Genomic DNA, 23,839 nt, shown 5'->3' with positions numbered 1-23,839 from the left:
ATCGTGCAGGGCCGTCTGAAGCAGCGGTCCTTCGAGACCCGCGAGGGTGAGAAGCGGACCGTCTTCGAGATCGACGTCGAAGAGGTCGGCCCGGCGTTGCGCAGCGCCACCGCGAAGGTGACCAAGAACGCCCCCTCCGGCCGTCAGGGCAGCGGCTTCGGTGGCGCTGCGTCTGCGCCGCAGGGCGGGTACAGCCCCGCGCAACCGCAGGGCGGAGACCCGTGGGGGCAGGGAGGCAGGCCCGGGTTCTCCGACGACGCCCCGCCGTTCTAGCCCGATGACTGTCCGGGGCGGGCCACGGTCCGCCCCACCAACCCCTTGGAGGACACGTGAAGGACCTGCGCGACAGCGTCACCCAAGAGCTGCGCGAACACCTGCACCGTCTCGAACGCGCCATCCGTGAAGCCGCACGCCACGTCGAGGACGACAGCCGCGCGCTCGGGATGATGGACGCCGCCGACATGATCAAGCAGGCGCGCACGTCGTGACTAGTCGTCGGACCCGGGCATAATCCACACAACCAAGGAGGTCACGTGACCTACAGACCCCAGACATGAGTGTGGGGCTCGCATCCCCCGATGGCGAGCCCCACACAACCCCCGTAGAAGCTCAGCTTCCCCGTACCGGCACCATACGCCTACCGGGGGAGTGCTCATGACCGCGTTTCACCTGCTGTGCCGCCTCTGCTCCAGCGAGATGGACACCGGGGTAGTCTGCCCCCCGTGCGTCGGCGGTCTCGCCGCCGACCTTCGCGCCTTGTGGGCCACCGGAGACTTGCACGGCTTGGACGTCGACCTCGACATCACCATCGCGAAGCAGTCCCGGTTCGCCCCGTCCGGTGGCGGTGGCCGCTCCACCGAAGCGCCCCTCCCGCTCAACCTCGACGCCAGCGACGTCCGCGCTGACCTGCACTCCACCCTCGCCACCTGGTGCAGGCTCATCCTCGACACCCACGGCGGAACCACCCCGGCCGACACCATCCCCGCCATGGCCCGGTACCTGCACGCCCAGACCGCCATCATCCGCACGGCTGAGTGGGGCGACGAGGCCGTGGACGAGCTCCGGGAGGCTGTGCGCCGGACCCGACGCGCCATCGACAGGCCCACCGAGCGGGTGTTCGCGGGAACCTGCCCCACCTGCGAGATGCCCGTTTACGGGATGGCCGACCGGGAAAGCGCACGGTGCCGCACTGTCGGGTGCGGGGGAGTGGTCGAGGACATCGAGGCGCGGCGTGAAGCGTCCGTCCAGGCCGCGAAAGACGCCGCGCCCGGACGCCAACTGACCGTGGCGGAGGCCGCCATGGCGGCGCGCGCGATGGGGCGACCGATCACCGACCGGGGCATCCGCAAGGCCGTCGCGGAAGGCCGACTCGCAGCGGTCGCGGTGAAGCCCAAGCTCCTCGTGAAGCTCGGGGACGTCCTCGACATGACCGCGCGGAGGAAGCAGGTGGCATGAGAAACCCCCGCACGCGGCGGGGGTTGGCTATTTGTGGCCGCCCGGTTTGCGCTTCGGGACGCCCATCTCGCGGGCGATCTTGGTAACCGTGGCCTGACTGAATGGGGCTCGTTGCTGGACTTCGGCGGTCGGGTTCTCGGGGTTCTCCAGGGCGCGCGCGATGGCCACATGGAGGTTGTGTTCGGCGGTCTTGTACACCTCGGCGGCCCATTCGAGGTCTGTGAGGTCGCTCCCTTGGGGGCGCTCGGGTAGGGGCCGGAAGTCTCTGCTCGGGGTGGTCATGGGCGAAGTCTAACAACAGGTTCTAGGGATAATCTCTATCAGCACTTGCTAACGATAGAGATTATAGATAGAGTGTATGTGTAAGCAGCACTCACCCCCGGAGGACGTCGTGAAGCAGCGCCCCACCCCCGCCGAAGCCCGCATCAAGCGCCACATGAAGCAGGCCGAACGCCGCAACCAGGTCGCGACCCGCAACGCCGCGAAGGCCGCGCACCGCAACGAGCGCCACACCATCGCCTCCCACCTGCGGAACATGGGCGTCGACGAGGCCACCGCGACCGGGATGACGGCGACCCTGCGCAAGCGCGCGACCGGTGGAGTGAAGGGGTTCGCCAAGAAGAACGGGTCCCGTCGCGCCTGCGTCCGCTACACCCGCAACCAGATCCTCGGCCTGCTCGCCGGATACAAGCCGCGCAAGGCCGAATTCAAGACCGCCCGTCAGAACCTGCTCGCCCTCGCCGCCTAGGAGCGCACATGGCCACCCCGGAACTCATTGTCACGTGGGATCACGACGAATGCCCGTTCCCCGTGCGGGTCGACGCCTACATCGGAGGCGTCGACAACCTCTACCGAGTCACCTCCCCCGACACCGGAGGCACCTGGGACGTCCCGGAGAGCGAACTCATAGGAATCCGCTGACCAGCAAGGAGGACCGATGACCACCATCGAGGACCGCTACTACATGCAGCCCGAGCCGCCCGATGCCGAGGAGATGTGCCGCTACGAGAACGAGGACGGCGCCGAGTGCGGAATGGAGGCCGCGTACCACTGCGAGGTGCTGTGCCGCCACCACGTCGACCTCGTCGACACGGGCGACATCACGTGGGCCGGGTACCGGGCCCTGGCCGACCACTTCGCCGCATGAAGAAGGCCCGCTGGAGGTGGAAGCTCCGGCGGGCCCGATGGAACCCCAACCCTCGAAGGAAGAAGGAACCATGCTCGACACTATCGTCCTGCCGAGGCTCGGCACCCGAGCCGTCAACAACGAGTTGGACCAGCTCGTCGGTGAAACCGGGTGGCTCACCACCAACCAGCTCGCGGACCTCATCGCCGTCGACGGTGTCCTCGGAGACCCGGGCACCGACTCGTCCGGCCCCGTCGGCCGGTGGGTGGTCGCCCAGCTCCAGTCCTCCGGGATTCCCGCCGTCACCTACACGTGGGGGCGTCACCTCGCCGTGTATGACAGCGGACGCGGCCTCATCGGAGAGGTCCGCATCCCCGAACACCACACGCTCTGGAACCTGGAGTGCGAAGTCAACGACCTCGCCCGCCCCGAGCTCACGTGGCAGGGAGAGGCGGACCCGCGATGATCCAGCTCGCTCTGATCCTGGCCGCGATGATGAACTGCAGTCGCGGGTGCGGGATGTACGACCAGCGTCTCGGTGGCTGCCCTACCTGCGGCACGACCATCTACCGACCGCGCGCCTAATCAGTTGCGCACAACCAATCGGTTCCGCTACTCTGTGATCACCTAGAACTTTTGTCGAAGGCCCGGTCAACTCGACCGGGCCTTTTGCATGCGCAGACCGTCCAGCCGGGAACACACTCTCGCCTACGGCGCACAGCCCGAGACTGGACACCTTTGTCCCGGCCGCTCCGTCTGGGGTGGCGTAGAAGCGGCCGGGACACACATCAGTCGCGCTCCCAGATGACTTGCACGGCACCCTTCGTCTTCGCTGCCGCACCGGCCCCAGCGCCCACCAGCGCTCCGATGCCCGACGTGAGAACGCCCACCACCGCAGCCCCACCCAAGATGCGAGCCGCGGACATCCGATCCGGGTCGGTCTCGGTGGAGGCCACCCGCCACCCGTCCGCGATCATCTGCTTCGAGGCCTTCTCGAACTCGCGCCGGTTCTTGTAGACGACCACCTGCTGTTTGGGGCCCTCCGGAGCAGGCGGCGCCCCACCAAGCGAGGCCTCCGCGGCTTCCAACGAGCCATGCTCGGCGACGAGTTCGGCGAGGTGCTTGCCCGACGCGGCCGACGCGACCGTGCTCATGCCGTTGGCCTCGGTCCACTCCGCCACCGACGGCTTCCCGGCCACGCTAGCGCCGAGCGGCTTCCACTTGAAGCCGTTGAAGTACCACTGACCATTCGCGGATACCACCGCGCCATTCGCAGCCACACGAGCCATGAGGGACCTCCTGAAGGGGTGAAGCCGCCGGGGAGCGGCACCCCCTAAGACGCCCCACCCACGGAGGTGGTTGCGTGCCCACCAGACCCAAGCAGCCCTGCAAAACACCCGGGTGCGCCAACCCCGCCCGATACAAACGCCCCACCTGTACAGAGTGCCGAACCCGCACCAACCGAGACCTGCGCACCAGGCGAGGCAACTCCCACCAACAGGGATACGGGCGCGCCCACCGTCAGAGGTTCCGCATCGGGGTCCTCGAACGAGACCGGCTCTGCGTCATCTGCCGACGCAAAGAAGCAGTCGTAGCCGACCACCACCCCACCGACCGCAAGACCCTCATCACCATGGGCCTCGACCCCAACGACCCCTCCTACGGGCGGGGGCTATGCACCCCCTGCCACGACCGGCACACCGCCACCCACGCACCCGGCGGCTGGTACCAGCACCCTCAGGGGTAACCCACCCCACCACCCCACAGGAGACACCCCATGGCACGCCTACGCGTACTGCCCGTCACCATCGACACCGTGCCCACCAGCATCCTGGTCCTCGACGGCCTCACCATGGACGAAGCCCATCGGTGAACACGAACTCCCCGGCATCCCCAAGATCCTCATCCCCAAGATCCTCGCGTTCGACTTCGAGGTCGAACTCCCGGGCGAACGCGCCGCACGCGACGTCGGGCTCAGGGTTGACTCAGTGGCAGCAACCGAAGTGTGCGACGCGCTCCGCAAGGACAAAGCAGCGCCTCGCTAACAACTCACCGACGCGCACGGCCAGCGCTGCGGAGACAAGTGAAGCTCCGAGCCGAGCGACGCGAGGTCGTGCACACCGCAGCCACACGCACGCACACGCACACAGCACACGCGGTCATGACACACACAAACCCGCGAGCCAACCCAGACCACCCACACACCCCGAGGCCCCAACACCCCGACCCACACCACCACCCCGCCCGGGGGCCACACAGAGCAAGCAGCACACCACCCACACCCACCGCAGCGGACACCCCCAGGGGGTAGGGGCGTTCAAATCGCTCTGACCTGCGGTAACGCCGGGCGCGCGGGTGACTGGGAATTCGTCCCGACACATTTTTCGGAACTGATCCCTGGGGGAGGTGACCCCCCTTGGGCGAGCGTGGTCGTAAGAGCAAGCCGACGTCGCTGAAGATCCTCCACGGCGACCGCGAGGACCGCATCAACCGCGACGAACCTCTGCCTGGCCAAGGTGAGGTGGTCGCCCCGGCGTGGATTGTCGAGCTGGATGAAGCGTCGACCGGTGAGCATGAGACCGCGCTTGGTGTGTGGAATCGGCTTGCCCCTGATCTGGCGCGCAAGGGCGTTCTCACACCGTGGGACGTGGACCAGTTCGCCGTGTTCTGCGACGCGGTGGTCCGTCATCGTGAGGCAACCCGGGCGGTGGACCGTGAGGGGGCGTTGGTCGAAGGCCAGAAGGGAAACCTGGTCCGCAACCCGGGGATACAGATCGCCCGCGACTATGCCGACCTGATGGTCAAGGTCGGTTCCCGGTTCGGGCTCACCCCGGGAGATCGCGCCGACCTGAAGATCGAACGGGAGACGGCCCATGGCGGCGCGGACCGGCTCCTCTCCTAAGCGGCCGGTGTGCGGGTGGACGTTCGACGGCGTCTCGTGTCGTAAGCGCGGGGATCACCATTGCAGGCAGCGAGCGGACCACGTGATCGCGTTCTTCTGCGAGGTCCTGGTGCACACCAAGGGCCGCTACGCCCGGAAGGCGTTCGCCCCCACCGCCTGGCAGGAGAGGGACATTCTTCGTCCGCTCTTCGGTGAGGTCATCTGGTCCGAAGAGCAGGGCGAATACGTGCGCCGCTATGTCGTGGCGTGGATCGAGCTCGGGCGGAAGAACGGCAAGAGTGAACTCCAGGCCGGAATCATGCTGTACCTGCTCGTGGCTGACGGCGAGGAGTCGGCGGAGATCTTCGGATGTGCCCGTAACCGCGAGCAGGCTTCACTGGTGTTCGACGTCGCCAGCCGGATGGTTCAGCTGTCCCCGGTGCTGTCCCGCCGACTGCAGGTTCGCGCCCACGTGAAGCGCATCATCGACCCGAAAACCAACAGCTTCTACGCCGCGATCCCCGCTGACGCGCAGTCCGCCCTGGGTTCTAACCCGTCGGGCGTGGCCGCCGACGAGATCCTGGCGTGGCCCAAGCGCGATTTGTGGGATTCGATGCGTACTGGCATGGGCTCGGGCGCGCGCCGCCAACCGATGATGGTCGCAGCGACCACTGCGGGAAACGACCCGCAGAGCTTCGCGGCGGGGATGCACAACGAGATGCAGCGCATCGCCGATGACCCCGATCGGAACCCACGCACGTTCGTGTACCTGCGCAACACCCCGGACGAGGCGGACCCGTGGGATGAGACCAACTGGCGTCACGCCAACCCCGCCCTCGGCGACTTCCTCTCGCTGGAGGCGCTCCGGCAGGAGGCGTTGGAAGCGCAGAACGACCCGGCGTCGGAGAACTCGTTCCGCCAGTTCCGCCTGAACCAGTGGGTGCGGCAGACCACCCGGTGGATGCCGATGCACCTGTACAAGGCGTCCGCTGGTGAGCTGTGGATGACCCCTGAGTGGGGTCGGGAGCAGCTGGCCGGCCGGGTCGCCTGGGGCGGAATGGACTTGTCGGCGAAGTTCGACCTGACCGCGTGGTGTGTGCTGTTGGAGCCCGAACGCACTGGTGGGCCGTTGGATGTGCTGTGGCGGTTTTGGTTGCCCGAGGACGCGTTGCCGAAGCTCGACGAGGAGAACGACGGCAAGTTCACCCGGTGGGCGCGGCAGGGCTGGCTGACGGTCACCGAAGGCAACATCCAGGACTATGACCGCATCATCGAGGACATCGAGGCCGACGGCCAGACGTTCGAGTTCCGTGGGTTCGACTGTGATGAGTGGTCGATGTGGCCGATGATCAACCGCGTCGCGGACGCGTTGGGTCTCGACCCCGAGTCTGAGGTGATGGCGTACAAGAACACCTACGACCGGATGACGCCGGGGATGAACGAGGTCATGGCTTTGGCCATGAACGAGCGGTTCCATCACCACGGCAACCCGGTCGCGGAGTTCTGTTTCGACACCGTCGAGGCGCGGGTGGCCCCGTACAACCCTGATCTGCTGCGGCCGGACAAGCCTCAGCGTGACAAGTCGGGCAAGCGTATCGACGCGGTCCCCACGGCGTGTATGGCTGCTGCTGCGTGGCATTTGCGTGGCGAAGAGGACCAGTACGAGTCTCCGTATGAGAAGCGCGGCGTGACCGTCGCCTAACCCGAGGGGTGGTGGCGGTCGTGCGGTGGTGGCTGCTTCGGCGCAAACAGGTGTTGATCAACCTGAAAGACGGAAGCGCGGTCCGCGGGGTGCTGTACCGGCGCTGGTGGGGCGGCACGGCCGAGCTTCGTGACGCCGTCCGTCTGGAGATGGGGCGTGAACCTGTCAACGCGGACGGCGCGATCCTGATCGAGCGCCCGGAGATCCTCTACTGGCAGGTGGTGGCCCCGTGAGCTTCACCCTGTCTTCTGGGTCGCTGGACACTGGCACGGGTGTTCGCGGATACACCCTGCCGTCCTTGCAGCTCGGATCGGAGCGATTCGAGGCCGCGGAGATTTTCCGTCGCCAACCTCAGGTGCGAACGGTGGTCGGGTTCCTCGCCCGGAATGTGGCACAGCTTGGCCTGCACGCGTTCCGGCGAGTCAGTGACACCGACCGGGAACGTCTGACAGGGCACCCGCTGGCGGACATCCTGGAGAAGCCCCTCCCCGGAATGAAGCTGACTCCGTACCAGCTGAAGTACCGGATCGTCGCTGACCTGGCGATCTATGACACGTGCTTCCTTCTCAAGGTGCGCCCGTCTCGTGCTGAGCCTCGGGGGTTGCTCCCCGTCCCGGTGCCGTTGGTGTCCCCTGAGGGGGAGTCGTGGATTCAGGCACCCGGGTACCGGATCGACGTGGGGGGCCAGTCGGTTCGGGTGTCACCGGACGACATGATCCACATCCACGGATACTCTCCGGATGCGCTGACCATGGGCGAATCGCCGTTGACGGCGCTGCGGGATGTGCTGTTGGAGGAGTACGAGGCCACGAAGCACCGGCAGGGCATGTGGACCAACGGCGCCCGCGTCAGCGGTGTGATCGAGCGCCCGCAGCCCAAGGGGTCCCGCGACTGGTCGGATGAGGCCCGCACGAGGTTCATTCGCGAGTTCCGGGACCTGTACTCCGGGTCGGGTGCGCACGCCGGTGGGGTGCCGATCCTCGAAGACGGGATGACGTACAAGCAGGCGGGGCTGGACCCGCGAGCGGCTCAGTACATCGAGGCGCGCAAGCTCACCCGCGAGGAAGTCGCCTCCGCGTACTTCATCCCGCCGCCGCTGGTGGGGATTCTCGACCACGCGACTTTCTCCAACATTAGGGAACAGCACAAACAGCTGTACCAGGACACATTGGGTCCGTGGCTGACACAGATCGATGAGGCCCTGGAGAACCAGCTTGTCAGCGAGTTCGGCGAGGAAGGCCTGTACCTCGAATTCAACCTGGAGGAGAAGCTCCGGGGGTCCTTCGAGGAGCGGGCGGCGGCTTCCAGCACCGCGGTGGGCTCGCCGTGGATGACGGTCAACGAAATCCGCGCCCGCAACAACCTCCCGAGCATCGAGGGCGGCGACGACCTCGTCACGCCGCTGAACGTGACGGTGGGGGGACAGGCGTCGCCGCGCGACAGCGCCCCGGACCCGGTCGACCAGCCGGACGACGCCCCCGAAGCGCTCGGCACGTCGTCCCGGCAGGTGTCGGTGAAGGCCGGTGCCCCAGAGATCAGCGTTGAATCCGCAGGGGAGTCCCTCTCGCAGTTCTTCGCCCGCATGGGCCGGTCCCTGTCCTCGCAACTTGGGGCGCAGGTCAAGGCGATCGGGTCCAAGGCTCTGGAGGAAGTCGACTGGCAGCGGTGGGAGAACGAGCTTGTCCCCGTGCTGCTCGGCGTGAACGGTCCGACCGCGGAACGCGCGGCCAAGGACGCGCTTCGGCAGATGGGCCTGGACCCGTCCCTGTACTCCTCCGAGGACCTTTCGCAGTGGCTGGCGGACAACGCGACGGCGCAGGCGCACGCGACCACGGACACTTCACGGGTGCACGTCGAAGAGGCTCTGGCCAAGGACGACCCCAGTGCCGCTCTGCGGGCGCTGTTCGCGTGGTGGGCGGGAGATCGCGCCGTGTCGATTGGGCGCCGTCAGGCCACGCACGTGTCCGGTCAGGCCACGGTTGTTCAGGCCCGCAAGCACCTCACCCGGCCCCAGAAAGTGTGGCGGGTGACCAGCGGTGACCCCCGTGACTCCCACTCCGCCCTGAACGGGGTTGCGGTGGACGTCGACGGGGTGTTCCCCAACGGTGCCCGATGGCCCGGAGACAGTGTGCTCCCCGCTGAAGAGGCAGCGCAGTGTCGCTGCGAGATCACGATCACCGGCGGCGAGCCGGGAGGAGGAGGCAGCTGATGCTGCGCACCAAAAGCGCGCCGCTGAGGATCAAGGCGGCTGGCGAGCACGAGGGGACTGAGGAGGGGGTTGTCGAGGCCATCGTGGCCGCGTACAACCTCGACAGCGTTGGGGACAAGATTTTGCCCGGGGCGTTCGAGGCCACCCTCGCCGAATGGAAGGGCCGCGGGGACCCGATCCCGTTCGTGTGGTCGCACGACTGGGGTAATCCCGACGCGCACATCGGGGTCGTGGAGTCCGCCGAGGAGACCGACGAGGGACTGAAGATCAAGGCCCGCCTCGATCTGGATGAGCCGTTCGCCGCGAAGGTGTACCGGCTGCTGAAGGGCCGCAGGGTCACCCAATTCAGTTTCGGTTACGAGGTTGAAGAGGGTGCGTTCGTCGACGCCAAGTCCGACGACGGCGAACCTGTCGAAAGCTACTACGAGCTGCGCAAGCTCAAGCTTTTCGAGTGCGGCCCCTGCCTCGTGGGCGCCAACCAACGAACTTCCTTGGAGGCGGTCAAGGCCGCCCCTGGGGTGAGTGAGGAGCGGGTACGCGAGATCGTCGCGAACTCCTCCAAGGACGCGGACATCGAGCCGCTGACCGTAGATGAGGTCGCCGCTGTGCGGGCACTGCTCGCCAAGGCCGCCGACACCACCGAAGAAGAACCGCAGGACGAGAAGGCCACGCCTGAGCAGTCCGCCGTCGACGAAGAGCCCGCCGGGGCCAAGTCGGACGCGCCCACTGACAAGGGAACCGCTTCGCTCGCTGCTGCACAGATCCAGCTCATGGAGCTGTCCATCATCGAGGAGACGGTATGACCACCAAGACCAAGGACATGGCCGAGGAGCTCAAGAGCATCCTCGGTGAGGCCCGTAAGATCACTGACGCTGCTGAGGCTGAGGGTCGTGACCTGACTGGCGACGACCAGGCGCAGATCAAGTCCTACTTCGAGAAGGCCACCGAGCTCAAGGGCCGGATCGAGAAGGCTCAGGAGACCGACAAGATGACCGCGGCGCTCGCGGAGCTGGAGGGCGTGGAGTACGTTCCCAACCAGCCCAAGCAGGCGCCGGTGGGCCACCGCGACACCAAGGGCATGTCCCTCGGGCAGGCGTTCACCGAAAGCGCTGAGTTCAAGGACCTGCTCTCGCAGCGCGCGAACGGTGACCACTTCGGCCAGAAGCAGCAGGTCAGCAGCCGCCCGGTCGGGTTCAAGGAGCTGCTGTTCACAGGTGCCGACCGCGAGTCCGCCGGTGGGCTGATCCAGAACGACTACCGGGGCCTGCAGCTGGGCTTCACGCCGTTCGAGCGTCCGCTGACGCTGCGTCAGCTGCTGTCGTCCTCGACGACCAACTCCGACACCATCGAGTACGCCTACATCGCGGGTGTGGACCAGAACGCGGCGTTCACCCCTGAGGCAACGCTCACCGACGGCACGAGCGGTACCAAGCCGCAGTCCGGGTTCACGTTCGAACGGCAGACCACCACGGTCAAGACGATCGCGAACTGGGCCGCGATCACCAAGCGCGCCCTCGCGGACGTCGGCCAGGTCAGGGCGATGATCGACCAGTTCCTCCGCTACGGCATCGAGGAGGAGATCGACCGGCAGATCATCGACGGTGACGGCACCGGCGAGAACCTGCTCGGCCTGAACAACATCTCCGGCACCCAGACCCTGGCCGCGACCGGTGACGACCTGCAGCTGCTGCGTCGCGCGAAGACCCGGGTGCGCCTCGGTGCGCGCACCAACGCGAACGCGATCCTGATCCACCCGGAGGACCGGGAGGAGATCGACCTCATGCAGGACGGCAACCTGCACTACTACATGGGCGGCCCGGTCGCTGCGGGTGGCAACACCACCATGTGGGGGCTCCCGGTCGTGGAGTCCGAGGTTCTCGACAGGGGTACGGCGTGGGTGGGTGACTTCACCAAGGCCGTTATCTACGACCGCCAGCAGGCGTCCATCGCGGTCACCGACTCGCACGCGAACTTCTTCGTCCGCAACCTCGTTGCGATCTTGGCGGAGACCCGTCTGGCCCTGGCGTTCATCCAGCCCGCGGCTTTCGTGCAGGTCGAACTGTCCACCAGCGGTTCCTGACCCGTGTATCAGCGTCAGGTAGCGGATCGGTGCCCGATCTGCGGCGCGGAGCACGCGTCGTGCGGCGCCGACCCGCTGCTCACCGCGATGGACGCACAGGGGGAGGTGGTGAATGTGCAGGGAGGACCACTCCAGACCTACGACGTCGTCGTGAACGGCGTGAAACTGCGGATGCGCTTGTCCGAAGCGGACGCGCGCAAGCGTGGCGTGTGGCAGGACCACGAGCCCGCTGCGGTGAAGTCCAAGGCTGCTGCGAAGCCGCGGGCACGCCGGGCGAAGAGCAAGATGGTCGACGTCGAGCCTGAGGCGACCGGGGGTGAGTGATCATGCTCGCCACTGTCGATGACTGGCCCATCTATGCGGGTGGGCCAGTGCCGGAGGACGCGCAGGCCATGCTTGACGCGGCCTCGCAGAACATCGTCGACTACGCCGGATGGCCGATCGGCCCCCACGCGGTGGAGGGCGAGGAGTACGACGGCGAAGGCCAACGGGTTCTGACTCTGAGGGCCCTGGCCGTCGCCTCCGTCGCCGAGGTTCGTGTCGACGGCACGGTGGTCACCGGTTGGCGGCTTTCGCGACGGTACGGGCAGCTGGAGCGCACCTCCGGCTCCTGGCCGTCCGGGTTCGGGCGCATCCAGGTGGACTACACAGCGGGGTTCGACCCGGTCCCACCCAACCTCGTCAAACTCTGCGTGGAGCTCGCAGCGAAGGCCGTGGCGGTGCCGCTGGATGTGTCGAGCGAGACCATGGACCGGCGCACGATCCGGTACCGGGAGGCCGCTGTGGTCACCGGTCTGGACGCCGCGGCGCTGGAACGGTACCGGCTCGGGGCGCGGCCATGACCGGCCGAGGGATCTGGGGTGACACCGTCACCCTCATCCGGCGGGCGGTGGTCGGCACGGACGTGTACGGCAACGACGTCGAGGACGAGGCCCGCGAGGAGCTGTCGGGGGTTGCGTGGCAGCCCGTCGACAGTACGGAAACGCAGACGGAACAGCGCGACCAGATGGTCGCGCACTACCGCCTGTACATCCCCTGGTTCCACGACCTGACCGGGTTGGACGCTGTCGAATACGACTGCCCCGGCGCCGGCCTCATTGTCGCGGAGGTGCACGGGCGGCCGGAGGTGTTTCGGTCAGCGTCCGGGCGCCTTGACCACACCGCGGTGGCATTACGAGTAGTGGACGGGTGATCACGTGGCCAGTGTTCGGTTCGAGGCGTTCTTTGATGGCATCGGCGAGGTGATGCGCTCCGACGAAGTCACCGGGCCCATGGCTCGGGAGGCTTCGGAGATCGCGCACAAGGCCAACGCCGCCGCGCTCGCCTACGGGCTCTCCCTGGGGGCGACGGTCGCTCTGTCCGAGCGCGACGACGGGCGCCCCGAGGCTCAGGCGCGCGCACACGTACCCGCTGAGGACGTCAACCAGGCGCTCACGATCCTGCGGAAGGTGTCGGACGTATGAGCACACCGCCTGACCTGCTGCGTGCTGTCCGTGACTGGGTGGACCAGCACCTTGAAGGGGTGCGGGTCGTCACCTCCCTGCCCAAGGGTGATCGCCTCGACGCCCAACTCACCGAAGGCCCCGCGGTGTCGCTGACCCGCGGAGTCGGTGGCGGCTACGTCAAGGGCGAGAGGCGGGTCCTCATCGACGTGGACGTGCTCTCCCTCGACGAGGAGGTCATGTGGGAGACCACTGACCGCACCTGGCAGACCCTGGACGCGATGACCGCCCAGTTCGTCGGCGGGGTCCTGGTCGATCAGATGCGGGTGCACAACGGGCCCGGCCAGGTTGGCCCGGGTCAGGTGGGCCACGAGAACCCGGGCGTGAAACGGACGTTCGCGACGTACCGGCTGACAACGCGCTCCTAGACGGCGCGCACAACCAAGAACCAACAACCCTCGCCGTGCGCGGGGGTTTTCGCATGTCAAGGAGTGTTTTCATGACCGAAGTCGCGGACTTCTACACCACCAGGAACGAACTTGTCTTCAAGGCCCTCTATGGGGCGGTGTTCGTCGCTGATTACGACGTCGAGCTGCCCGAGGACCTCTTCGACGAGGACGGCCTTCTGCAGCCGCTGCCGCCCGAGTGGCGCCCCGTCGGGTACTTCAGCGAGGACGGCATCACCCACGGCCGCGACCAGGAAACCTCTGAGGTTCTGTCCGCTCAGGACGTGGAGCCGATCCGTGAGGACGTCACCTCCGACTCCACGACCGCGCAGTTCGTGATGCGCCAGACCGACCCCACCTCCATCGCTTTGTACGAGGGGATGCGGTTCGACGACCTCGGGGAGGTGGGTGACCCGCTGACCTGGCGTAAGCCCAACAACCCGGTGCGGTTGGACCGCCGGTTTTTGTTCATCGCCGAGGACAAGTCCAAGGCCACCGGTGACTCCAAGTACATCGTGAAGCTGTTCCCGCGCGGCACCGTCTCAGAGATCGCTGAGCAGGTCGCCAACCGCGAGGAAGCCATGAACTGGGACGTCACCGTGAAGGCGCAGCGTGACGCTGCAGAGGGCACCAGCGTTCTGAACTGGGTCGATGGCCCCGGCTGGCGTGAGCTCGCCGCCGGTTCCTGACCCACTATGCGGGCGTCGGCCGGTGGCATGGGTGTGCCCACCCGGCCGACGCCTCCCAGCACACCCGCGCACACCCGAAGAAAGGCATGACCCATGACCGAGAAGAAAACCCCGAACCGCAAGGCTCGCCGCTCCATCGCCGCGACCCGCAAGAAGTACGTCGAGGCCCTGGGCCTGGAGTCCGCGGAGAACCCCACCGTTGAGTTCGACGGCCTCGACGGTGGGGTGTACAGCTTCGTGCACCCGTTGTTCATGGAGGACGAGCAGCAGGCTGCTGTCGATGGTGAGGACACTCAGCAGGGCAAGGCCGCTGCGCTGCTCGGCGAGGAGCAGTGGGAGAAGTTCACCAAGCACCCCGCTCACCGATCCGCGGACGTGATGCTGCTCTTCCAGGAGCTGGCGCGGGAGACGCAGGACGTCATGGGTGATGGGACCCCTACTCAGTCCTCGACCTCCTAGGCGAGGACCCCGAAGCCGTCGAAGCGGCCCTGATGCAGACGTATCCGGGCCGTGACCCGCTCGGAGAGTACTTCCGTGAGGAGATCACACTCCGCCAGCTGCGGGTGATGGTTGAGCACCTGCCGCAGGATTCGGCGCTGCATCGGGCGGTGCGCGGCCACGGCTGGCAGGAGAGCGAGTACCTGCTCGCTGAGGTCGCCGACGCGGTACGCACGCTGGCGGCGATCACCGTCGCTGTGAACAGCAAGAGACCGAAGTCCGTGAAGATGCCCGAACCGCTCCCTCGCCCGATCGATGAGGCCGACGAGGCCCGCAAGGCCGAAGAGCGCGCATACGCCGAGCAGGCCTACTCCGATTTGGTGTCGGCGCTGACACCGGACTACGCCGATACCTGACCTTGAGGGGGGTGACCCCCTTTGGCGACTGTGGGCGCGGTCTGGATCAACGTGCTCCCCTCCATGCAGGGGTTCGCGAGCAACCTGCAGAAGCAGGCCACCAGCGCAGCGAAGGTCGCCGCAGTAGGTGCGGGCGCGTCCATGGGCAACGCCATGGGTGATGCCACGGTGGGTGCTCTGGCCAAGAAGATGACGGCCAACTCGCGGCGAATGCAGGCCACCTTCGCTGGGTCCACGAACGTGATGACCCGCAGCCTGTCCAACTTCCGGGCAGGACTACGAGACGTCGACGCCGCCGCAAGCGCATTCACCGGCCGCATGGGCTCTCTCGGGGGCGTAACCCGTTCTGTTCTCCAACCCGGTATTACCGCGGTCACGGCGATCGGGACTGGTTTGTCCCGAGCCGGTGCGGCGTCGGTCGCCGCATTTTCCACGATGCGCTCTGGAGTCTCCGCTGCTTTCTCGGGCGTGTCCACGGCCGCGAACGCGGTCGCGGACGCCGGTGCGGGCGCTGCCGCGCGCCTGGGCGGCTTTTTCTCCAACGCCGCGTCGGGGGCTGCGGACACCATCCGGAATGTTCTCGGTGGTGCGATCGGTCAGGTCGCCGGGCTGCTCGGAGTGATCGGTCTCGGGTCGCTGGGGGCACAGATCGCGTCTGTCGCTAGCGGCGCGGCGACCACCCGGGCGCAAATCGAGGCTCTGTACGGTGCGGCCGGTGGTGGTGCCGCTGAGGTCACCGAGCTGATGGACGGCATGGCCGCGCGGTTTCGCGGCCTCGATATGTCGGTCATGCGCTCTGGCGCCGTGAGCTTGGCGTACATGGGCTTGCAGGGCGAAGAAGCTGTTGGCGTGTTGGAACGGCTCGAAAAGGCGACCACCGCCACGGGTTCCGGTGCTGTGGGAATGGAACGCGCGTTCGCCGCCCTGACCAAGGGCGTCAACGCCGGAAAATTCCAGATGGATTCGCTCAATCAGATCAGCGACGCTGGCATCCCGATCTATGACGCGCTCGCTGACGTGCTCGGGGTGGATATCCCGACTGCGCAGCAGATGGCCACTGACGGTGCGATCGGACTAGACGAAGTCCTCCAAGCACTCAGCGGAGACTACGGAACCTGGTTCCCCGCCCTGCTCGAAGGCGCGGACAATGTGGGTTCGACGTTTTCCGGTGCGTGGAGCACCATCAAGAGCACCATCGTCAACGGATTCGCCAACGAACTGACCCCGGCCATCGACCGGGCGGCACCGATGATGACGGGGCTGGCCGACAAGATCGACCGGGGATTTGAAGCCCTCCCCGGAATCATCACCCGCGTGCGAGAGGCATTCAGCGGTCTGGCGGAGAACACGGGCCTCGACCAGATCCCCGGGCATCTGACCGGATCTATCATCCCGTCGTTCAAGAACCTGTGGACCACGGTTCAGCCTCTCGCCGAGATCGTTGGTGGCGCGCTCGTGGTCGGGTTCCGCCTGGTGACTGACGCGGCTGTGGCCTTGGGCCCGGCGATCCGCAACGTGACGGGATGGCTGGCTGATAACCGCAAATGGGTCACTCTGGTCGGTGTCGCGATTCTGGGTGGAGTGGCCGCCTATTACGCGCTCGGCATCGCCACAACGATCATCACGGCGATCACGAGCGTCACGAAAATTTGGACGATTGCGCAAGCAGCTTTTAACGCTGTCATGGCGATGAATCCGATCATGCTTGTTGTGGTAGCGATTGGCGCTCTCGTCGCGGGATTGATTTATGCGTACAAGAACTTCGACGGTTTCCGGGCCGTCGTCGACACCGTGTGGCAGTCCATCAAGACCGCCGCTGGATGGATCTGGGAAAAGGGCCTGCAGCCCGCTTTCGAGGGGATCTCCGCTGGGGCGCAGACGGTCGGAGGGTGGTTCTCCTGGCTGTGGACGTCCGTACTCAAGCCGGTGCTCGGCTGGATCGAAACCGGAGTCCGCATCCTCGCGGGCATCATCCTGTTCATCCTCGTCGCACCCGTGATCCTCGCTGTGAAGACGATGGGTGCGATCTTCGGGTGGCTGTGGGCGACCGCGATCAAACCGGCGTTCGATTTCATCGCTGCCGGGGCTCTGTGGCTGTGGCAGAACGCCCTCCAGCCCGCGTGGAACGGCATCGTCGCCGGGGCGCGGTTTGTCGGCGCCGGGTTCTCATGGCTGTGGTCCCGAGCCAAGGCGGTTTTCAACTTCATCGCCGGTCACGTCAGAGCATGGTGGACCCGAACCCGAGCCATCTTCGCGCTCGTGGTCACCTACGTGCGCTCGACCCTGGGTGGGGCGTTCACATGGTTCCGCGACAGGGTCATCAAGCCGGTGTGGAACTGGATCTCCGGTCACATCAACACGGTCTGGACCGGTGGCATCAAGCCTGCGTTTGACAAGGTCAAAGAGGGCGTCGACACGATGAAGGACGCTTTCGACAAGGGCAAGACAGCGATCGGGAAAGCCTGGGATGGCATCCGGGATTCCGCGAAAAAGCCCGTGAACTTCCTCATCGACACCGTGTATAACGACGGCATTCGAGAGCTGTGGAACAAGGTCGCCGGTGTCGTGGGCGCGAACAAGCTCAAGAAGGTGGACACCTTCGCCTCGGGCGGGTCCGTGTTCGGGCCCGGAACCGGGACGTCGGACTCGATCCCTGCCCTGCTGTCCAACGGTGAGCACGTGTGGACCGCGAAGGAGGTGTCTGCTGCAGGTGGGCACAGCGCGGTGGAGGCACTGCGCCAGCAAGCCCTTTCCACCGGGTCCACCTACGCGACTGGTGGCGCAGTCGGGTTCCCGAACGCGCCCCGCATCCCCTCCCCAGCGGTATTCCTGAAGGCCGTGACGGACTTCCTGTCCCCAAACTCACTCTTCTCGCTGGGCGGAGACATCATCACTGGCGACTACGAGGGGGCGATCGACAAGGTCCTCAAGCCAGCCCGCGATGTGACCGCTGAGATCGGCACGAAGGGTTTCCCGGGGGTCCCTCACCAGGTCGTGAAGACCGGCGGGGACAAGATGAAAACGAAAATCCGGGAGCTCGTCGAGTCGTGGAACTCCGCGATGGAGGGCGCGGGCGGCGGTGGCGGTGCGGACTCGTGGGTCGGCATGGGCACTGCCTCGCAGCGGCTCCAGGCCGGTGCTCGGTTCGCTCGTTCGCAGCACGGCCTCCCGTACCAGTGGGGCGGAAACGGCAACCCGTCCTGGGATTGCTCCGGCTTCGTGTCCGCTATCGAATCGGTGATTCGTGGTCAGCGTCCGCACCGCAGGTGGTCCACGCACGCGTTCTCTGGCGCGCGCGCCCCGTCCGGGTGGGTGCAGAACTTGCGCTCGCCGTACATGATCGGCGTCACCCACGCCGGAGTCGGCCACACCGCAGGCACCCTCATGGGAGTCAATGTGGAGTCGGCCGGTGGCGGTAAGGGCGTCGTGGTCGGGTCCCGGGCCAAGGGTTACCGGGGGTTCCCGTACCGGTACGGGTTCCGGCCGGTGGTCGGTGACTCACAGGCCGGGTCGGGCTCGGGTGATACGGCGTCCCTGTACGACCGGGGTGGCTATGTACAGCCCGGCATGACCCTGGTGTCCAACCGGTCGGGGCGCCCAGAGCCGGTTCTGACCGCTGCGCAGTGGCGGGACATGCACCAGCTCGCCCAATCCGTCAGTGCCAGTGAGGGCGGTGGGCTGATGAGGGATGCTCACATCCACCTGGAAAACTCCGAGGCCACTGTGCAGGAGGCGTTTCGTCGCCTGGACACCGAACTGCGTAGGCGTCGCCGTGGTGGCGTGCACTCCGGACGGGTGGGCCGATAGGTGGACGAGTCGCAGTTCGAGATCGGCGGGTACCGGTTCGGCCGTGACCTGCCGATCGAGGTCACCGTGTTCGACATCGGCGCTGCTGAAGCGCAGGTCGGAGACCTCGACCTTCCGGGGCAGGACGGGACGGTGTTCGGCCGCGACACCAAGGTAGGCGTGGAGCTCACCTTCGAGCTGTCAGTGAATACCCGCGCCCCGGATCAGGCGAAACGCGAATGGGGGGAGTTGGCGACCCGGTGGGATGCCTCACAGGTGCGCCGCTCCCCTCGGGCGGTGGTTCCTCTCCGGGTACGCACGCCGGGGGATCGGACCGTGGTCGTGTACGGGCGGCCACGGTCCCTGGAGCGCACCTCCTCGCTGGCGCTGATGAAGGTCGGGAGGATCGACGGGGTAGCGACTTTCCAGGCCGCGGACGCGTACTTCTACGACGACACCGGACCCGATGGTGAGGTCGGCGCCCATTCCATCGCGCTCACGCTGGTGGCCAGCGCTGGTGATGGGGGGATTGTGTGGCCGGTGACGTGGCTGGTCGTGTGGGGGTCGCAGGGGGTCCGTCAGGACACGGTGGTGAACCGGGGCGACAGCCCGTCGTGGCCGGTGATCACGTTCCACGGGCCGGTGGCGCAGCCTTCGATCGAGCTCGTGGGGACCGGACGTCGGCTGACCCTGGACACCACGCTCGCATTCGACCGGTCCATCACTATCGACGCCCGGCCGTGGGCGCGAACGATCCTGCGTGACGACGGCGCGAGCTTCGCCGGGTCAGCGCGCGGCGCCTCCCTCTCAGAGTTCCAGCTCCCTGTCGGTCAGACCGTACTCGCGTACCGAGGGACGGACCTGTCCGGGCAGTCCCGGTGCGTCGTGTCGTGGCGCGACGCCTACTCAACGCCCTAGGAGGACATGTGGCTCTCGAAATGGATTCCTGGGCGGTCACTGGCGCCCAATCGTCGGCTCGTATCGCGCGGCTGATGCACCAGTCGGGGACCGCGTCGGGGAACGGGGTGGTGGACGTCGGGCACCTCCAGGTGCTGCCGCTGGAGGTTCCGGGCGGGGGTGTGCGGATCACCTCGGGCGGGGCGACGATCCTCGGCAAGGAGCAGCAGTTCCAAGGCAGCTACTTCGCTTACAACGTCGGCACCGACACCGTTGACATCAGCCCGACCGGGTCGGGGGGCGGGCGCTCCGACATGGTCGTCCTCCAGGTCGAGGACCCCAACATCGACGGCACCCCGTGGTCGCATGACGTCACGACCGACCCCGTCTACTACTTCCGGGTCATCGAGGGCGTCAGCAGTACCGCTACCGAGCCTCCCGCAGGCCTTACAGCGATCCCGCTCGCTCGCATCACCCTGCCCGCTTCCACAGGCACGGTCACGGCCGCGCGCATCACCGACCTCCGCCGGTCCGCGAACCCCAAGAGCCAGCGAATTCTTCGGGTGCAGCGCGGCGGCACCCAGACGGACGGGTCGTGGGACGAGGCGGGGAACATCCAGAATCCCGACTTCGAGCGATGGCCGCAGCACGACTGGACGGTGACGATCCCCGAGTGGGCGACCCAGTGCCAGGTGCTCGCGGACTGGACGAACGTGTTCCTCAAGCCCTTGACCCCGAGCGGCGCGAACGACGCGATCGGGCAGCTGTTCGTGGGCCTGGTGGGCGGTCCAGACGGGCCGCTGTACACCACCTCCTCGGCGTACAACTTCAACCAGTTCAGCGCCACCAACGGCTACCGATGCTCCGCCGCGAACAAGGACCAGATCCCGATCCCGCCCGCATGGCGTGGCCTGACGGTCCAGGTGCGCATGTACGTCATGGGCAGCGCCGGTCAGAACGGCCGCCTGGTCGCGGACAACTGGGCAAACTTCTCCTGCGACCTGGAGTTCCTGGAGATCCCGGCACCTGAGGCTCAGCTGTGAGCTGGCGGTACTACGCGCTCCGGTGGACCGGGACGTGGGTGCACCGCGAGCTCCCGCTGCGGGACGTGTCGATCACGCACACCCTGTCCGGACCGGGCGACCTGACCGCGAGCATCGAACCCACGTATGCGGACCTGGTCGCTGAGGATGGTCAGCTGGTGCTGCGGGAGTGGGACACGATCATCGTCGCGGAGGCGTCCGGGCAGCTGCGAGGTGGCGGCATCCTGGTGTCCACCGAGGTCACCGGAGACAGCCTCAGTCTCGACTGTGTGGGGTTCGCCGGGTACGCGGCGGGGATGCCGTTGACCGCGACTCTGACATGGGGCGGGTCGTCGGCAGGCACAACCGGGAACGGGGTGGACGCGGCGACGGTCATTCGTGCCCTGTGGGCGCACCTCCAAGGCCAACCAGACGGGAACCTCGGGGTGGCCGTCGACAGCCTGGCGACGCCGTACCGGCTGGGTGCGTGGCACAACGCCCGCAAGCTCCCCACCGATGACCAGCCGAACCCGCCTGCCGCCGAGGTCGAGGACCCGCCGATCCCGATCGACCGGGTGTGGACCAACGCAGACCGCAAACCGGCCGCGGCCACCGGCAAAACCGTCTACTGGCAGTACAGCCTGCCGTGGTACGAGGACGTCGAGGTCGGGGCAAAGATCGACGAACTCTGCCAACAGGCCCGCATCGAGTACCGGGAGCACTGGTCGTGGGGGCCCGACCGTGAGTCCGTCGTGATGCGGCTCCAGCTCGGCTACCCGCGCCTCGGGCGACGCGCCTCGGACTTGCGCTTCGTCGAGAGCGAGAACATCTCGGAACTCGTCACCCTGCAACGCTCCGGTGACGACTTCGCGAACGTCGTCGCAGCCTACGGGGCAGGGGAGGGGTCCAAACAACGGCGCGCGACCGCCAGCCAGCGCGACGGCCGTCTGCGGCGGGTGCAGATCGTGGACGCCGAGGACGTCGACAACGCGGCGTCTCTGGCGACGATCGCACGTGACCACCTGGCGCGCACGAGGCAGATCACCGACATCACCAGCTTCACGGTCCGCGACCACCCCAATGCTGAGCTCGGCAGCTTCGGCGCCGGGGATGACGTGCTGGTGCAGACCACCATCGGCTGGCAGCCCACCTCCATGTGGGTGCGCATCCTCTCCTACACGTACTCCCCGGACGGCGACACCGTCTCCGTGACGTGCACCCGATCCGACAGCTTCGACTACTCCGGGAGGTAGATGTGGACGCCGCGACCAAGCGCGCGATCGAGGGGCTCACCCGAGAACTTCAGCGCACGCAGTCGGAGCTGGCCACCGTCAAGCGCGCATCCAGGCGCCCGCAGCTGGGGTTCTCCTCGATCGAGTCCGGGTCGCTGGACGTGGTCGACCCCGAGACCGGACACGTGCGGCTGCGCCTCGGCTACCAACCCGACGGCAGCGTGGGCGTGGTCCCCGAGGGCGGCGATCCGCCTCCTGCCCCGTCCGCGCCGATCGTCGCCCCGGCCCCGGTGGGTCTGATGGTGTCGTGGGACGGGCGGCTCGCACATGATCTGACTCTGCCCGCCGATTTCGACCACGTCAGCGTGCACGTCAGCGCGTCGCCCGGGTTCACTCCGGACGCGTCCACGTTCCAGGGCACGATCCCGCGCGCGGGCGGCCTCTTCCCGGTCGTCCCTCTGGAGCCGGGGGAGACCTACTACGTCCAGCTCGTCGGGGTCGGCGCGGGCGGCGTCGAAGGGGCGACTTCGGAGGAACGGTCGGGGGTGCCGGACAGCGTCGGTGGAGTGCCGGGGCCCGGCAGCATCACGGAGACGGAGATCGCGGACGACGCGGTCACGTCCCCGAAGATCCGCGCGCTCGCGATCGAGGCCCACCACATCGTCGCCTCCGCCATCGAGGCGGGGCACATCACCGCTGGTGCGGTCACGGCCTCGAAGCTCGCCGCCACCATCGTCCTCGCGTCCCGGCTGGTAGCAGGCGACCCCTCTGCTGCTCGCGTGGAGATCGACGAGGACGGCCTGCGCGGATACGACGACGAGGGCGCGCTCGTGTTCGCCGTCCAAGACGGGAGCGCGGTCTTCACCGGCGACATCACCGGCTCCGAGATCACCGGCGGCCGACTGACCATCGGGGCAGCCCCCGGCAACAACGGCGCCATCGAGGACACCGGCACGCTAGTCCGATCTCACGTCACCTCAATGAGCGGGGCCCAGGCCCTGATCGCCGCGAGCGCGATCCAGGCAGAGTGCAGCGTGTGGGGCGACACAGGGAACTCCGAGTCCCCAGCTGGCGGAATGGTAGCGGCCCCTGACCGAGTGGGGATGGTGTTGTACTCCCGAGGAGGGGACACCTCCGCCCCCTACAGCCAGATCTCAGCAATGCCCGGCGAGGCTGCCGCCCAATGGCGATCCGCCACCGGGTCGGATGTTCGAATCAGATCCCTGCCTGACTGGTCCTCCATCGCCCTGACCGCTCCAGCGGCTGCGGACCCCGACGACGCTCAAGGGGCGGGCGTCATTTTCACGCAGCGGTATGCGAGCGACATCGCGGCGGTGAGCGTGCAGGGGCCGGTGTGGTCGTCAGGGTCGGGGCCCGAGCGCGGCGCCCGCTCCATGATCCACGCTGAGGGCGCCCGACCCAACCGCCCGTACTCGCGGATGACCTATTCGGGCGCGCGGCACCTGCTCCAGCAGCAGTGGAACGCCCAGACGGAGACCCGGGATACCTCGGATGGTGTTGTGGAGCTGGCTCCCGAGATGAGCTTGCTCACGTCTCGGCACGCCCCGGTCCGGTCTGAGCTCACCACCCAGCTCACCGGTTTCTCCACGGGTACGAGCTTTTACGATTTCCCATCGGAGACGTGGGAGCCGTGGGACTTCAAAACGTCTTGGTCCGGGCGGACTCGAATCACGATTGTCATGTCTGGCCTGAACAACGCCAGCGACGCCAGCTCGGTCGCGCTGGGGTTCCGACTGTCGGGCGCCTCCACTCTCGCTGCCTCACTGAAACGGTCCGCGTTCATCCGCTCGGCAGGCGCAGGCTTCGGGTCCACGCAGCAGGCCAGCTTCATCGACACCCTGCACCTCAGCGGTAACGCGAACTACACGATCACTCCCTGTTACCGCATCACGTCGGGGTCGGTCGCCTTCTTCGACCTGGCGCTGCCAACCCACATCATTTTCGAGCCACTCACTTAGGAGAGTCCCGTGGCCACTGAGCCCAATGAGACCGACAGC

28 protein-coding genes and 1 pseudogene are annotated in these 23,839 nt (G+C 67.0%); 27 read left to right on the top strand and 2 right to left on the bottom strand.

Translation table 11 applies throughout. The features are described 5' to 3' along the window. The 3 genes and pseudogenes from ABZ635_RS22245 to ABZ635_RS22235 all read left to right on the top strand — a co-directional run. Positions 1-273: pseudogene (locus ABZ635_RS22245) on the top strand (single-stranded DNA-binding protein); the annotation flags it as partial. A gap of 56 nt (positions 274-329) precedes the next feature. Continuing rightward, a complete protein-coding gene (locus tag ABZ635_RS22240; RefSeq protein WP_357768466.1) occupies positions 330-488 on the top strand; it encodes a hypothetical protein in 159 nt (52 codons plus the stop codon). Positions 489-654: 166 nt separating this feature from the next. Continuing rightward, a complete protein-coding gene (locus ABZ635_RS22235; RefSeq protein WP_357768464.1) occupies positions 655-1,455 on the top strand; it encodes a hypothetical protein in 801 nt (266 codons plus the stop codon). Between the two features lie 27 nt (positions 1,456-1,482). Here the strand turns inward: ABZ635_RS22235 and ABZ635_RS22230 are convergent, their stop codons facing one another. Then, positions 1,483-1,737 (bottom strand): hypothetical protein, encoded by a 255-nt coding sequence (locus ABZ635_RS22230; protein ID WP_357768462.1) that lies wholly within the window; start codon positions 1,735-1,737, stop codon positions 1,483-1,485. 76 nt (positions 1,738-1,813) lie between these two features. Here ABZ635_RS22230 and ABZ635_RS22225 point away from each other — a divergent pair, with 76 nt between their 5' ends. The 5 genes from ABZ635_RS22225 to ABZ635_RS22205 all read left to right on the top strand — a co-directional run bounded on the left by ABZ635_RS22225 (position 1,814) and on the right by ABZ635_RS22205 (position 3,166). Further along, the gene (locus ABZ635_RS22225; protein WP_357768460.1) at positions 1,814-2,203 is read left to right on the top strand and encodes a hypothetical protein; all 390 of its coding nucleotides are present in this window, start codon (positions 1,814-1,816) and stop codon (positions 2,201-2,203) included. Positions 2,204-2,211: 8 nt separating this feature from the next. After that, complete coding sequence (locus ABZ635_RS22220) at positions 2,212-2,376, top strand: hypothetical protein (RefSeq protein ID WP_357768457.1); 165 nt, start codon at positions 2,212-2,214, stop codon at positions 2,374-2,376. Between the two features lie 16 nt (positions 2,377-2,392). Then, a complete protein-coding gene (locus tag ABZ635_RS22215; protein ID WP_357768454.1) occupies positions 2,393-2,602 on the top strand; it encodes a hypothetical protein in 210 nt (69 codons plus the stop codon). Between the two features lie 70 nt (positions 2,603-2,672). Continuing rightward, positions 2,673-3,047: a hypothetical protein gene (locus ABZ635_RS22210; RefSeq protein ID WP_357768451.1), complete on the top strand. Its 375-nt coding sequence runs from the start codon at positions 2,673-2,675 to the stop codon at positions 3,045-3,047. After that, positions 3,044-3,166, top strand: coding sequence for a hypothetical protein (locus ABZ635_RS22205; protein WP_357768448.1), 123 nt, complete (start codon positions 3,044-3,046; stop codon positions 3,164-3,166). Before ABZ635_RS22210 ends, ABZ635_RS22205 begins: the two co-directional genes overlap by 4 nt. A gap of 203 nt (positions 3,167-3,369) precedes the next feature. Here the strand turns inward: ABZ635_RS22205 and ABZ635_RS22200 are convergent, their stop codons facing one another. Next, a complete protein-coding gene (locus ABZ635_RS22200) occupies positions 3,370-3,870 on the bottom strand; it encodes a hypothetical protein (protein ID WP_357768446.1) in 501 nt (166 codons plus the stop codon). Positions 3,871-4,997: 1,127 nt separating this feature from the next. Between ABZ635_RS22200 and ABZ635_RS22195 the strand changes: the two genes are divergently transcribed. The 19 genes from ABZ635_RS22195 to ABZ635_RS22105 all read left to right on the top strand — a co-directional run bounded on the left by ABZ635_RS22195 (position 4,998) and on the right by ABZ635_RS22105 (position 23,800). Further along, positions 4,998-5,483 carry a phage terminase small subunit P27 family gene (locus ABZ635_RS22195; protein ID WP_357768443.1) on the top strand — a complete coding sequence of 162 codons (486 nt, stop codon included), beginning with the start codon at positions 4,998-5,000 and terminating at the stop codon, positions 5,481-5,483. 82 nt (positions 5,484-5,565) lie between these two features. After that, positions 5,566-7,164, top strand: coding sequence for a terminase TerL endonuclease subunit (locus ABZ635_RS22190; RefSeq protein WP_357768440.1), 1,599 nt, complete (start codon positions 5,566-5,568; stop codon positions 7,162-7,164). A gap of 53 nt (positions 7,165-7,217) precedes the next feature. Then, the gene (locus ABZ635_RS22185; RefSeq protein ID WP_357768437.1) at positions 7,218-7,397 is read left to right on the top strand and encodes a hypothetical protein; all 180 of its coding nucleotides are present in this window, start codon (positions 7,218-7,220) and stop codon (positions 7,395-7,397) included. Then, entirely contained in the window at positions 7,394-9,373 is a 1,980-nt protein-coding gene (locus tag ABZ635_RS22180) for a phage portal protein (RefSeq protein ID WP_357768434.1), read from the top strand. Before ABZ635_RS22185 ends, ABZ635_RS22180 begins: the two co-directional genes overlap by 4 nt. Further along, on the top strand, positions 9,373-10,176 hold the full coding sequence (locus ABZ635_RS22175) for an HK97 family phage prohead protease (protein ID WP_357768431.1): 804 nt from the start codon (positions 9,373-9,375) through the stop codon (positions 10,174-10,176). Before ABZ635_RS22180 ends, ABZ635_RS22175 begins: the two co-directional genes overlap by 1 nt. Continuing rightward, positions 10,173-11,453, top strand: a complete 1,281-nt coding sequence (locus ABZ635_RS22170; protein WP_357768428.1) for a phage major capsid protein — start codon at positions 10,173-10,175, stop codon at positions 11,451-11,453. The genes ABZ635_RS22175 and ABZ635_RS22170 overlap by 4 nt, the downstream gene beginning before the upstream one ends. 3 nt (positions 11,454-11,456) lie before the next feature. Continuing rightward, complete coding sequence (locus ABZ635_RS22165) at positions 11,457-11,777, top strand: hypothetical protein (RefSeq protein WP_357768425.1); 321 nt, start codon at positions 11,457-11,459, stop codon at positions 11,775-11,777. Between the two features lie 68 nt (positions 11,778-11,845). Further along, the gene (locus ABZ635_RS22160; RefSeq protein WP_357768422.1) at positions 11,846-12,295 is read left to right on the top strand and encodes a hypothetical protein; all 450 of its coding nucleotides are present in this window, start codon (positions 11,846-11,848) and stop codon (positions 12,293-12,295) included. Further along, the gene (locus tag ABZ635_RS22155) at positions 12,292-12,645 is read left to right on the top strand and encodes a hypothetical protein (protein WP_357768419.1); all 354 of its coding nucleotides are present in this window, start codon (positions 12,292-12,294) and stop codon (positions 12,643-12,645) included. The genes ABZ635_RS22160 and ABZ635_RS22155 overlap by 4 nt, the downstream gene beginning before the upstream one ends. Before the next feature lie 4 nt (positions 12,646-12,649). After that, complete coding sequence (locus tag ABZ635_RS22150; protein ID WP_357768416.1) at positions 12,650-12,916, top strand: hypothetical protein; 267 nt, start codon at positions 12,650-12,652, stop codon at positions 12,914-12,916. Further along, positions 12,913-13,323, top strand: coding sequence for a hypothetical protein (locus ABZ635_RS22145; RefSeq protein WP_357768413.1), 411 nt, complete (start codon positions 12,913-12,915; stop codon positions 13,321-13,323). The genes ABZ635_RS22150 and ABZ635_RS22145 overlap by 4 nt, the downstream gene beginning before the upstream one ends. Positions 13,324-13,394: 71 nt before the next feature. Beyond that, a complete protein-coding gene (locus tag ABZ635_RS22140) occupies positions 13,395-14,030 on the top strand; it encodes a hypothetical protein (RefSeq protein ID WP_357768410.1) in 636 nt (211 codons plus the stop codon). Between the two features lie 93 nt (positions 14,031-14,123). Then, a complete protein-coding gene (locus tag ABZ635_RS22135) occupies positions 14,124-14,489 on the top strand; it encodes a hypothetical protein (RefSeq protein ID WP_357768407.1) in 366 nt (121 codons plus the stop codon). 32 nt (positions 14,490-14,521) lie between these two features. After that, complete coding sequence (locus ABZ635_RS22130) at positions 14,522-14,884, top strand: hypothetical protein (RefSeq protein ID WP_357768404.1); 363 nt, start codon at positions 14,522-14,524, stop codon at positions 14,882-14,884. Between the two features lie 30 nt (positions 14,885-14,914). After that, positions 14,915-18,691, top strand: coding sequence for a tape measure protein (locus ABZ635_RS22125; protein ID WP_357768467.1), 3,777 nt, complete (start codon positions 14,915-14,917; stop codon positions 18,689-18,691). A gap of 66 nt (positions 18,692-18,757) precedes the next feature. Next, positions 18,758-19,588 (top strand): hypothetical protein, encoded by an 831-nt coding sequence (locus tag ABZ635_RS22120; RefSeq protein ID WP_357768401.1) that lies wholly within the window; start codon positions 18,758-18,760, stop codon positions 19,586-19,588. Positions 19,589-19,662: 74 nt separating this feature from the next. Next, positions 19,663-20,610: a hypothetical protein gene (locus tag ABZ635_RS22115; protein WP_357768398.1), complete on the top strand. Its 948-nt coding sequence runs from the start codon at positions 19,663-19,665 to the stop codon at positions 20,608-20,610. Continuing rightward, positions 20,607-21,842 carry a hypothetical protein gene (locus ABZ635_RS22110; RefSeq protein ID WP_357768395.1) on the top strand — a complete coding sequence of 412 codons (1,236 nt, stop codon included), beginning with the start codon at positions 20,607-20,609 and terminating at the stop codon, positions 21,840-21,842. Before ABZ635_RS22115 ends, ABZ635_RS22110 begins: the two co-directional genes overlap by 4 nt. Before the next feature lie 2 nt (positions 21,843-21,844). Then, positions 21,845-23,800, top strand: a complete 1,956-nt coding sequence (locus ABZ635_RS22105; protein WP_357768392.1) for a hypothetical protein — start codon at positions 21,845-21,847, stop codon at positions 23,798-23,800. Positions 23,801-23,839: the final 39 nt, after the last annotated feature.

The organism is Nocardiopsis sp. NPDC007018, from assembly GCF_040635075.1.
Lineage (GTDB): Bacteria > Actinomycetota > Actinomycetes > Streptosporangiales > Streptosporangiaceae > Nocardiopsis.
Note: the sequence above shows the minus strand (reverse complement) of the source record. Positions and strands in the feature narration are given on the sequence as shown.

Excerpts from the sequence above, each read along its gene's own strand:
- ABZ635_RS22235 (WP_357768464.1), top strand. The coding sequence starts at position 655 with ATGACCGCGTTTCACCTGCTGTGCCGCCTCTGCTCCAGCGAGATGGAC.
- ABZ635_RS22230 (WP_357768462.1), bottom strand. The coding sequence starts at position 1,737 with ATGACCACCCCGAGCAGAGACTTCCGGCCCCTACCCGAGCGCCCCCAA.
- ABZ635_RS22225 (WP_357768460.1), top strand. The coding sequence starts at position 1,814 with ATGTGTAAGCAGCACTCACCCCCGGAGGACGTCGTGAAGCAGCGCCCC.
- ABZ635_RS22220 (WP_357768457.1), top strand. The coding sequence starts at position 2,212 with ATGGCCACCCCGGAACTCATTGTCACGTGGGATCACGACGAATGCCCG.
- ABZ635_RS22215 (WP_357768454.1), top strand. The coding sequence starts at position 2,393 with ATGACCACCATCGAGGACCGCTACTACATGCAGCCCGAGCCGCCCGAT.
- ABZ635_RS22210 (WP_357768451.1), top strand. The coding sequence starts at position 2,673 with ATGCTCGACACTATCGTCCTGCCGAGGCTCGGCACCCGAGCCGTCAAC.
- ABZ635_RS22205 (WP_357768448.1), top strand. The coding sequence starts at position 3,044 with ATGATCCAGCTCGCTCTGATCCTGGCCGCGATGATGAACTGCAGTCGC.
- ABZ635_RS22200 (WP_357768446.1), bottom strand. The coding sequence starts at position 3,870 with ATGGCTCGTGTGGCTGCGAATGGCGCGGTGGTATCCGCGAATGGTCAG.
- ABZ635_RS22175 (WP_357768431.1), top strand. The coding sequence starts at position 9,373 with ATGCTGCGCACCAAAAGCGCGCCGCTGAGGATCAAGGCGGCTGGCGAG.
- ABZ635_RS22170 (WP_357768428.1), top strand. The coding sequence starts at position 10,173 with ATGACCACCAAGACCAAGGACATGGCCGAGGAGCTCAAGAGCATCCTC.
- ABZ635_RS22160 (WP_357768422.1), top strand. The coding sequence starts at position 11,846 with ATGCTTGACGCGGCCTCGCAGAACATCGTCGACTACGCCGGATGGCCG.
- ABZ635_RS22155 (WP_357768419.1), top strand. The coding sequence starts at position 12,292 with ATGACCGGCCGAGGGATCTGGGGTGACACCGTCACCCTCATCCGGCGG.
- ABZ635_RS22145 (WP_357768413.1), top strand. The coding sequence starts at position 12,913 with ATGAGCACACCGCCTGACCTGCTGCGTGCTGTCCGTGACTGGGTGGAC.
- ABZ635_RS22140 (WP_357768410.1), top strand. The coding sequence starts at position 13,395 with ATGACCGAAGTCGCGGACTTCTACACCACCAGGAACGAACTTGTCTTC.
- ABZ635_RS22135 (WP_357768407.1), top strand. The coding sequence starts at position 14,124 with ATGACCGAGAAGAAAACCCCGAACCGCAAGGCTCGCCGCTCCATCGCC.
- ABZ635_RS22130 (WP_357768404.1), top strand. The coding sequence starts at position 14,522 with ATGCAGACGTATCCGGGCCGTGACCCGCTCGGAGAGTACTTCCGTGAG.
- ABZ635_RS22115 (WP_357768398.1), top strand. The coding sequence starts at position 19,663 with ATGCACCAGTCGGGGACCGCGTCGGGGAACGGGGTGGTGGACGTCGGG.